Here is a 9,459-nt window from a genome sequence, read left to right as displayed (position 1 = left end):
CGTGAAGGCCACGACCCTGCGCGCCCTCGGGCTCGGGCTGGTGCCGACGCTGGCGCTCTCGGCCCTGGGCGGGCTTCTGCTCACGAGCCGGGCGCGCCGCCGCCTCGCCGCCACGGAGGCCGCCGTGGCCGAGGTGATGCGCGGCGACCTGGGCAAGCGCCTGCCGGTCGGTCCCCACGACGACGAGTTCGACCGGCTGACCCGGACCGTGAACCGGATGCTCGACGAGATCGAGCGGCTGCTCGGCGAGGTGCGCAGCGTCGGCGACGCCGTCGCCCACGATCTGCGCACGCCGCTCACCCGCCTGCGCGCCCGGCTGGAGCGCAGCCGGTCCCAGGCCCGGACCGTCGGGGAGTTCCGCGAGGCGATCGACCAGGGGCTCGTATGGATCGACCAGACGCTCGCCATGGTCACCGCCGTGCTGCGGATCGGCGAGATGGAGGACGGGCGGCGTCGCGGCGCGTTCACGCAGGTCGATCTCGGCGAGGTGGCCGCCGTCGCGGTCGAGTTCCACGCCCCCCTGGCCGAGGAGAAGGACATCCACCTCACGCTCTCGGTGCCCGCCGGGCCTTACCGCGTCCACGGTGACCGCGACCTGTGCTTCGAGGCCGTCTCGAACCTGCTCGACAACGCCCTGAAGTTCACGCCGCCCGGCGGGCGCGTGCGTGCCGCCCTGCAGCATGCCGACGACGCGATCGTGGTGACGATCGCCGACTCGGGACCCGGCCTGCCGCCCGGTGAGCGCACCCAGGTGTTCCACCGCTTCTACCGCGCCGAGACAGCCCGCCAGACGCCCGGCCACGGCCTGGGCCTGAGCCTCGTGGCGGCGATCGCCGAGCTGCACGGCGCCTCCGTGGCGATCCGCGACGCGGCGGGCGGCGGCTGCCATGTCGAGTTGCGCTTCCCGCACGCTGAGACGGACGCCGCCCGTCAGGCGGCCCCGTGAGTGCCATCCGTCACACGTGGCTCCTCATCCCCGGAATTCGCCCGTGAGGGTCTCGGCCGGGCCGGCGCGAAAGCCGCGGTTAATGCGCGGCATGCCAATGCCCTGCTACGAAACGACGCCTGTGTGGGGCCGATGAACCTGTTGCGGCGCGCCGGTTCCTTTCTGCGATCGGCCCGTACCTGGATCGCGCTCGGCGTCCTGGCCCCGTTGGGCATGGTCGTGACGTCCGGCCTGATGCTGTCCGACCTGCGCCGGGACGCCTGGGACAGGGCCGAACAGACATCCCGGAACCTCCTGCAGGTCCTGGAACGCGATATCGCGCGCAACATCGAGATGTACGATCTCTCGATCCAGGCCGCCGTCGACAATCTGAAGGTGCCGGGCCTCGCGGACGCCGATCCGCGCCTGCGCCAGCTGATCCTGTTCGACCGCGCCGCGACTGCCCGCGACATGGGCGTGATGCTGATCATCGACGAGCACGGCGACGTCGTCGACGACATCGGCGCCGTGCCGCCGCGCAAGGGCAACTACGCGGACCGCGAGTATTTTCAGATCCATCGGGTGAGCGGCCGACTGGGCCTTCATGTCGGTCGCCCGATCGTGTCGCGGCTCGACGGCGAGCGGATGCTCCCGTTCAGCCGCCGCATCGACAAGTCCGACGGCAGCTTCGGCGGCGTGGTCCTGGGCACCGTCAAGCTGTCCTACTTCATGCATCTGTTCAGCGAGATCGACCTCGGTCCGGACGGCGCCATCAACCTGTACCTGAGCGACGGCACCCGCCTGATGCGCTACCCCTACGCGGAGGCCGATCTCGGGGCGAACATCGCGCAGGCCTCGATCTTCAAGCGGTTCCTGCGCGAGGGGCGCGGCACTTTCGTCAGCACCTCCGTGCGCGACGGCATCGAGCGGAACTACACCTTCTCGCGGATCGCCGGCCTGCCGCTGATCCTGAACGTCGCCCTGTCCACCCGGGACGTGGAGGCGGACTGGTGGGCTCGGGCGACCGTCATCGGCAGCATCGTGCTGGTGCTGTGCGGTCTCACGATCGCCCTGTCGCTCCTGTTCGGACGAGAGTTGCGCCGACGGGAAGCGCTGCGGGCCGAGATGGCGGCTCTCTCGCGCACCGACGCCCTGACCGGCCTGCCGAACCGCCGCTGCTTCGAGGTCCTGTACCAGCAGGCACTGCTTGCGGCCCGGCGCGACGGCCAGCCCGTGTCGCTGCTCATCGTGGATGCGGACCATTTCAAGCGCCACAACGACCGCTACGGCCATCCGGTGGGCGACGCGATCCTGCAGGCCCTGGCGCGCTGCCTGTCGGCGAGCGTGCACCGCCCTCAGGATCTCGTCAGCCGCATCGGCGGCGAGGAATTCGCCCTGCTCCTGCCGGAGACGGACCGGGCCGGCGCCCTGCGCGTCGCCGACACGGTCCATGCCGAGGTCGCGACGCTGGCGGTCCCGTCGGCCGGGATCGGCGCGGGCGCCGTGACCGTGAGCATCGGGCTCGCCACCGCGCTGCCGGGCGGCGACCGGCACGCGCCCCTGCCAGACCTGTACCGCTTGGCGGACGGCGCCCTGTACGAGGCCAAGAATGGCGGTCGCAATCAGACCCGCAGCGCGACCGCGACCGCGCCGGCGCCACCGCCCCAGAAGGGCGGCCTGCAACTGGTGAAGACGTCCTGACGGCGCCCGGCGGCGATCGCGCTGCGGGGCTAATTTCTTGACGGAATCGACACCAACCCTGTGATCTCATCGCGCCGATGGCTGACGCATCGGCCCGTGCCGCCCGTCGTCATCGCGCCCCGACGACGGATGGGCACCGGACCCGCCCGTCGGTTCAGCGATGCGCGTGAGGATCTCGCGTGGAATCCGGCCCCGCAAGCCGAAGGGTAACGAGGATGGACGACAGACGTGCGTCGCCCCGCAGACGAACGCTCCTCGAGGGGCACATCGAGCTCGCCGGCGGCGGTGCGATCGACTGCACGGTCCGCAACGTCTCGGAGGGCGGTGCCCGCCTGCGCGTCGTGAGCGTGATCGGCGTTCCGGACGCCTTCGTGCTGTCCTACGGGATCGCCAGTCAGCGCCGGTCGGTACGGGTCACGTGGCGCAGCGAGACCGAACTCGGCGTGGCGTTCGGCGACCTCTGACGGGGAGCCATGGCCGGACCCGTGTGGCAGAACCGTGGGGCCGAGCCAGGGGCTTCCACGCCCACCCGTGTTGAGGGGCGGATCGGATGGGCGTGGAAGGCCAGCGTCCGGCTGGTGACTCACCGATGACGCGACAGGGTTAACACTTCCTTACCGGCGACCGGAGGCGGGGACTGGCGCCGCCCGGTCAGGCGGTGCCGGAAGCGGGCTCGGCGCGCCGAGCCCGCAGCGTCTCGGCAATGACCACGCCGGTCCGCAGCACGTGGCGATGGGCGATGGCCCCGGCCGCGGCGGCGTCCCGCGCGTCGAGGGCCGCGAACAGGTCGCGGTGCTCCCGGGCGGATTCTTCCCAGCGGCTGCCGCTGGAGAGCGCGCGCAGACGTGCCCATTGAGCGCGCGCCTGGAGGGGCGCGTGCACCTCCGCCAGGGGACGGTTGTGGGCGGCGGTGACGATCGTCCGGTGGATCTCTTGGTTGAGGGCGAAATAGGCGTCGAGGACCTTGTCCCGATGCATGCGGTCGAGCTGGGCCTGCTTCCCGCGCAAATCGTCCATCAGGGCGTCGGAGATCCGCGGCGCCGCGAGTTCCGCGGTCAGCCGCTCGATGCCGGCCAGGGCCTCGAACAGCTCCAGGATCTCCTCGGGCGTCCAGTCCGGGACGCGCGCGCTGCGGTTCGGGTGCAGTTCGACCAGCCCTTCGGCGGCCAGCAGCTTGAGGGCCTCCCGCAGAGGCGTCCGCGAGACCCCGAGCGCGGCCGACAGGTCGGTCTCGACGAGGGTCGCGCCCGCCGGCAGCACGCCGCGGACGATCATGTCCTTGAGTCGGGCCGCCGCCTGCTCGTGCAGGCCGGCCCGCGGTAGCTGCGCGGTCGGGACGACCAGGGCCTTGCGGGGCCGACCCCGGCCACGTGCGACGACGTCCATCGATCCTCCCGCTCCCCGCGCCAGCCTAGCGCGTCCGACCCGCCGGCCGGTGACCTATTTCTCGCCCTCTTGGGATGACTTATCATGCAGTTGCGCAAATTGCATGCACCATGCAGAAAATACCTTGTTCCCCGTCCGGACCTGTCGGAAGCTCCGGCCGTCGGGGATGGATCTGATGCAGCGATCGAACGGCACGACGCGTCTGGGCATGCTGACGCCCTCGTCGAACAGCGTCCTTGAGCCGGCCACCGCCCATCTGCTCGTCGGGTGCGCCGGCGTGAGCGCGCATTTCGCCCGCTTCCGCGTGACGGAGATCGGCCTGTCGGCGGCGGCGCTGGACCAGTTCGACCCCGAGCCGATCCTGATCGCGGCCGAGCTGCTCGCCGACGCCCGGGTCGCCGCGATCCTGTGGAACGGCACCTCCGGCGCGTGGCTCGGCTTCGACGCCGACGAGCGCCTCAGCGCCGCGATCACGGACCGGACCGGCTGCCCCGCTTCCACCTCGGCCCTCGCCTTCCGCGACCTGTTCCGCGCCCGGGGCTACCGGCGGATCGGTCTGGTCACGCCCTATACCGGCGACGTTCAGCGCCGGATCCAGGCCAACTGGGGCGCGGCCGGCTTCGACTGCACCGCCGAGCGCCATCTCGGCCTGTCGGAGAACTTCGCCTTCGCGGAGGCCGGTCCGGAGGCCATCTCCGGCATGGTCCGGGCGGTGGCGGCCGCGGGCGTCGACGCGGTGGCGATCGTCTGCACCAATCTCGCCGGCGCCACGCTCGCCCCGGCCCTGGAGGCCGAACTCCGCGTGCCGGTGCTCGATTCGGTGGCGGTCACCCTGTGGAAGGGTCTCGGACTCGCCGGATGCTCGGCGGCGGACCTCGCCGCGCACGGCAGCGTATTCGCGGCGGACGGGGAGGGGCGGCCGTGAGCGCCGCAGCCGGCACCGCCCTGATCCTCGACGGGATCACCCAGCGCTACGGGGCGGCGCTCGCCGTCGACACCGTGACCCTCGACATCAAGGGGGGCGAACTCGTCGCGCTTCTCGGGCCTTCGGGCTGCGGCAAGACCACCCTGCTGCGGGCGGTGGCGGGCTTCCTGAAGCCGACGGAGGGGCGCGTGATCATCGGTGGCCACGCGGTCGACCACCTGCCGCCGAACCGCCGCACCGTCGGCATCGTGTTCCAGAACTACGCCCTGTTCCCCCACATGAGCGTCGCCGACAACGTCGCCTACGGCCTCGCCGCCCGGGGCGTCGGGCGGTCCGAGCAGAAGGCCCGGGTGGCCGAGATGCTGGCGCTGGTGCGCCTGGAGCACCTCGCCGGGCGCTTCCCCCGCGAGATGTCGGGCGGCCAGCAGCAGCGCGTGGCGCTCGCCCGGGCGCTCGCCGTGCGCCCCTCGATCCTGCTCCTCGACGAGCCCTTCGCGGCCCTCGACAAGAACCTGCGCCTCGACATGCAGATCGAGATCAAGCGCATCCAGCGCAGCGCCGGCACCACCACGCTGATCGTCACCCACGACCAGGAGGAGGCCCTGTCGATGGCCGACCGTGTCGCCGTGCTCAACGCCGGCCGCCTGGAGCAGTTCGCGGCCCCGACCGAGGTCTACGACCGCCCCGGGACGCTGTTCGTCAACACCTTCGTGGGCACGGCCAACGTCCTGCACGGGCGGCTCGCCACGGAGCCGGGGGGCGACCGCGTGGTCGCGCTCGAGGCGGGGGGCCTGCTCCCCGCGCGCACCGCGCTTCCGGACGGGACCCGGGTGGCCGCCTGCCTGCGGCCCGAGCACGTCGTCTTCGCGACGGACGGGGAGGGGCTCGGCGGCACCGTCGAGATCGGCCTGCCGCTCGGCTCCACGCTGGTCCACGAGATCCGACTGGACGGCGGCGCCCGCCTGAAGACCGCCGAGGCCAGGGCCGCGGGCGCCGGACCCCGGCCGCCCGGTACCCGCGTCTCCCTGCGTCCGACCGCGCCCGAGCGGGTCGGCGTCTTCCCCGATCCCCGCTCCTGAAGCCGAGCCGCCCGGAGACCCGACCATGCCCCTGCACCGCCGCAGCCTCCTCGCCGGCGCCCTGACCCTCGGCGCCGCGCAGGCCTTCCCCGGCCTGTCCCGCGCCCAGGCGCGCAAGCTCGTCTTCGCGACCTTCACGGGCAGCTGGGAGGAGGCCCACCGGGCCGTGCTGGTGCCGGCCTTCCGCAAGAGTTCGGGCGGAGACGTGATCCTCGATCCGATGCTCTCGGTCGACCAGATCGCCAAGGTCCAGGCGGCCCGCTCCAACCCGCCGATCGACGTGATGCTGCACGATCCGGGTCCCGCCCTCACGGCGATCGCCCAGGACCTCGTCGAGCCCTATCCGGTGGCGCAATCGGCGCATTACGGCGACCTGATCGCGGACGCGCAGGAGCCGATGGGTCCGGCGCCGTTCTTCCAGATCGTCGGGCTGACCTACAACCCAGAGAAGGTGAAGACGCCGCCGACCTCCTGGGCGGACCTGTGGAAGCCCGAATTCAAGGGCCGGGTCGGCATCACCAACCTCAACTCGACGCTGGGCACCGGCTTCCTCGTGGAGATCGCTCGGATGCACGGCGGATCGGAGACGAATGTCGAGCCCGGCTTCAAGGCTCTGGAGGCGCTCAAACCGAACCTCGCCGCGGTCGCGGCCAATCCGGGGGCGCTCGCGGCCCTCTACCAGCAGGAGCAGGTCGACATCGGGCCGGGCAATTTCAACGCGATCCAGATCCTCAAGGCCCGGGGCGTCCCGGTGGAGTTCGCGGCACCCAAGGAGGGCATCATCGCCTTCAAGACGACGATCCACATCGTCAAGCACACGCCGGTGAAGGAGCTGGCCTTCAAGCTGATCGAGGCCGCCCTCTCGCCGGAGGTGCAGGCCAAGCTGATGCAGAGCCCCTACCTGATCGTGCCGACCAACCGGAAGGTGGCGATGGACGGTGAGGTCGCGAAGGTCCTGGCCAAGGACGCCGACGAGCTGAAGCGCAAGTCGGTGTTCCAGGACTGGGCCGCGATCAACCGCAGCCGGTCGGCCTGGATCGAGCGCTTCAACCGGGAGATCCGGGTGTGACCGCCGACCCGGCCCTGGCGGCGACCGGCTCGGTCGCGGCGACCGGCCCGGTCGCGGCGCCCCTCCGTCCGGGCCGCGCCTGGACGGCGGCCTACGACATCCGACTCGCGCTGCCGCTCGGGGCGTTCTTCCTCGTCTTCTTCCTGGCGCCGCTGGCGCTCCTCGTGCTGGTGAGCTTCTACGCCGATCCGGGCATGTCCCGGTTCGGCCTCGACCAGTACGCCCGGTTCCTGCTCGACCCGTTCTCCTTGAGGGTGCTCGGGGCGACCCTGTGGCTCGGCGTCGAGGTCACGGCGCTCACGCTCCTCCTCGGCCTGCCGCTGGCGCTGCTCCTGACCTGGGCGCCCGGCAGGCTGCGCGGCCTGCTGACCCTGATCGTGCTGCTGCCGCTGCTCACGAGCGTCGTGGTGCGGACCTTCGCGTGGATCGTGATCCTCGGGCGCCAGGGCATCGTCAACGCCGGACTGCTGGCGCTCGGCCTCACCGACACGCCGCTGAAGCTGCTCTACACCGAGGGCGGCCTCGTCCTGGCGCTGGCGCAGGTGCAGATGCCGCTGATGGTGCTGCCGCTGGTCACCGCCCTGGCGCGGATCGACCCGAACCTGGCCGATGCCTCGGCGGCGTTGGGGGCGGGGGCGTGGCGCACGTTCGTCCGGGTGACGCTGCCGCTCTGCCTGCCCGGCATCGTCGCGGGCTGCCTGCTCACCTTCGCGGCCGCGATCACCGCCTTCATCACCCAGTCGCTGATCGGCGGCGGGCAGATGCTGTTCATGCCCATGTACCTGTACCAGCAGGCCTCCTCACTCAACAACTGGCCCTTCGCGGCGGCGATCGCGATCGTCTTCCTCGTGGCGGTGCTCGCCTGCGTGACCGTCTTCAACCTCGTGGGCCGCCTGTCGCGCGGCTACGCGCAAGCCTGAGGGGCGCCGATGAGGACCAGCCTGCGTCGCGACCTCGACTGGTTCAGCTTCCACGGCGCCGTGCTGCTGCTCGCCGGGCTGTGCCTCGTCCTGCTGGCGGCCCCGACCGTGATCGTCGTGGTGGTCTCGTTCACCAGCGGCTTCTCCCTGCGCTTCCCCCCGCCGGGCTATTCCCTGCGGTGGTACGCGGCCCTGGCGGACGCCGAGCAGCTCCGGGCCGCCGCCTGGAACAGCCTCGTGGTGGCGGGCTGGACGACCCTCCTGTCGGTGGTGCTCGGCACCGCCGCCGCGCTCGCCATCGCCCGGTCGCCGCGCCTGTCCGCGCGGCTCCTCGACAGCCTGTTCCTGTCGCCCCTCGTCCTGCCGGCCCTGGCCTTCGGGCTCGCCGCCCTGATGCTGTTCAGCCTCGCCGGCATCCCGGTCTCGCCGCTGACCCTGATCCTCGGCCATACCGTGGTCTGCGTGCCCTTCGTGGTCCGCACCACCGTGGCGTCCCTGTCGCAGATGGATCCGGTGCTGCTGGAGAGTTCGACCTCGCTCGGCGCCTCGCGCCTCTACACGTTCCGCAGGGTGACCCTGCCGCTGATCCGGCCCGGCATCCTGGCCGGCGCCTTCATCGCCTTCATGGCGAGCTTCGACAACGTTCCGGTCTCGCTGTTCCTGCGCGACGCCGCCACCGACATGCTGCCGATCCGGATGTGGCAGGACCTGGAGGGCCGCCTCGACGTCACGGTGGCGGCGGCCTCCAGCTTGCTGATCCTGGTGACCGTGGTGCTGGCGGTGGTGATGGAGCGGGCCGCCGGGCTGTCCCGCCGGCTCGCCGGCTGAGACCCCCGATGCGGATCCTGCTCCTCAACCCCAACACCTCCGCGGCGATGACAGTACGCATGGCGCGGGCGGCCGAGGCGGCGCTGGCCCCCGATGCGAAGATTACCGCGCTCACGGCGGCGACCGGCCTGCCCTACATCGCGAGCCGGGCCGAGGCGCAGCTCGCCGGCGCGGCCGTGCTTGAGACGCTGGCCGCGCACCAAGCCGGACACGACGCCGCGGTCATCGCGGCCTACGGCGATCCCGGGCTGATCGCGGCGCGCGAACTGTTCGACATGCCGGTGGTCGGCATGGCCGAGGCCGCGATGCTGAGTGCCTGCCAGCTCGGGGCGCGGTTCGCGATCGTCACCTTCGCGCCCGCGCTGCTGCCCTGGTACGAGGATGCGGTCGCCCTGGCCGGCCTGTCGGCGCGCTGCGCCGGCCTCTACGCGGTGCGCCGGCCGTTCCAGGCGGTGAGCGAGGTGCAGGACGAGTTGCGGCCCGAGATCCTGGCCCTGGCCGAGCGGGCGGTCGGGGAGGGGGCCGACGCGGTGATCCTGGCGGGCGCGCCGCTCGCCGGCCTCGCCACGACCCTGCGGGACGCGGTGCCGGTGCCGCTGGTCGACCCGCTGGCGGCGGCCCTGGGC

General features: G+C 72.0%; 10 protein-coding genes. 9 read left to right on the top strand and 1 reads right to left on the bottom strand.

The features are described 5' to 3' along the window. The 3 genes from AC1DXK_RS28810 to AC1DXK_RS28800 form a co-directional block, all read left to right on the top strand. Positions 1–946, top strand: a 946-nt coding sequence (locus AC1DXK_RS28810; protein WP_477299571.1) for a HAMP domain-containing sensor histidine kinase, incomplete at its 5' end; no start/stop codon positions are given. 132 nt (positions 947–1,078) lie between these two features. After that, positions 1,079–2,626 carry a GGDEF domain-containing protein gene (locus AC1DXK_RS28805; protein WP_477299570.1) on the top strand — a complete coding sequence of 516 codons (1,548 nt, stop codon included), beginning with the start codon at positions 1,079–1,081 and terminating at the stop codon, positions 2,624–2,626. Between the two features lie 215 nt (positions 2,627–2,841). Then, a complete protein-coding gene (locus AC1DXK_RS28800) occupies positions 2,842–3,090 on the top strand; it encodes a PilZ domain-containing protein (RefSeq protein ID WP_477299569.1) in 249 nt (82 codons plus the stop codon). A 187-nt stretch (positions 3,091–3,277) separates the two neighbouring features. Here the strand turns inward: AC1DXK_RS28800 and AC1DXK_RS28795 are convergent, their stop codons facing one another. Continuing rightward, positions 3,278–4,012, bottom strand: a complete 735-nt coding sequence (locus AC1DXK_RS28795; RefSeq protein WP_477299568.1) for a GntR family transcriptional regulator — start codon at positions 4,010–4,012, stop codon at positions 3,278–3,280. Positions 4,013–4,187: 175 nt separating this feature from the next. On the opposite strand from AC1DXK_RS28795, the gene AC1DXK_RS28790 reads away from it, so the two are divergent. From AC1DXK_RS28790 to AC1DXK_RS28765, 6 genes are all read left to right on the top strand, one after another. Then, positions 4,188–4,937 carry a maleate cis-trans isomerase family protein gene (locus AC1DXK_RS28790; protein WP_477299567.1) on the top strand — a complete coding sequence of 250 codons (750 nt, stop codon included), beginning with the start codon at positions 4,188–4,190 and terminating at the stop codon, positions 4,935–4,937. Then, positions 4,934–6,016, top strand: a complete 1,083-nt coding sequence (locus tag AC1DXK_RS28785; RefSeq protein WP_477299566.1) for an ABC transporter ATP-binding protein — start codon at positions 4,934–4,936, stop codon at positions 6,014–6,016. Before AC1DXK_RS28790 ends, AC1DXK_RS28785 begins: the two co-directional genes overlap by 4 nt. 25 nt (positions 6,017–6,041) lie before the next feature. Further along, positions 6,042–7,085, top strand: coding sequence for an ABC transporter substrate-binding protein (locus AC1DXK_RS28780; protein WP_477299565.1), 1,044 nt, complete (start codon positions 6,042–6,044; stop codon positions 7,083–7,085). Positions 7,086–7,183: 98 nt separating this feature from the next. Further along, positions 7,184–8,005 (top strand): ABC transporter permease, encoded by an 822-nt coding sequence (locus tag AC1DXK_RS28775; protein WP_457107182.1) that lies wholly within the window; start codon positions 7,184–7,186, stop codon positions 8,003–8,005. Positions 8,006–8,014: 9 nt separating this feature from the next. Further along, positions 8,015–8,833: an ABC transporter permease gene (locus AC1DXK_RS28770; protein WP_477299564.1), complete on the top strand. Its 819-nt coding sequence runs from the start codon at positions 8,015–8,017 to the stop codon at positions 8,831–8,833. Between the two features lie 8 nt (positions 8,834–8,841). Then, positions 8,842–9,459: aspartate/glutamate racemase family protein (locus AC1DXK_RS28765; RefSeq protein WP_477299563.1), on the top strand; the 618-nt coding region annotated here is incomplete at its 3' end.

It is taken from the genome of Methylobacterium sp. P3_A11 (assembly GCF_056403155.1).
The sequence above is the reverse complement of the archived record's forward strand: the minus strand, read 5'-3'. Positions and strand labels throughout refer to the sequence as shown.